The organism is Bacillus sp. SIMBA_008, from assembly GCF_046535495.1.
Taxonomy (GTDB): domain Bacteria; phylum Bacillota; class Bacilli; order Bacillales; family Bacillaceae; genus Bacillus; species Bacillus subtilis.
This window is the reverse complement of sequence record NZ_JAWRWL010001022.1, coordinates 1-246: the sequence shown is the minus strand read 5'-3', so window position 1 is coordinate 246 and position 246 is coordinate 1. Positions and strand designations below refer to the sequence as shown.

General features: G+C 35.4%; 1 pseudogene. It reads right to left on the bottom strand.

Annotation, left to right across the window (positions count from 1 at the left end):
* Window positions 1-246: pseudogene (locus SB658_RS26505) on the bottom strand (chemotaxis protein); the annotation flags it as partial.

Below are 246 nucleotides of genomic sequence, written 5' to 3'. Positions count from 1 at the left end.
CTGCAATATGTTGAATTATCTCAAGGATTGCTCCAATTTGTTTCGACTTATCATCTAACAAAACAATAACTTTATCTGATTGTGAAACAGACTCATGGATTAATTGCATTTGATTCACAGTTTGTTCAACTAACTTTCCACCATCTTCAGCCTTTTTCTTCGTGTACATAGATGCTGTGGATACTAATGAAGAACTGTCTGCCACACGTTGAATTCCTTCTGTAACTTCTTCTAATAATGTTGCGC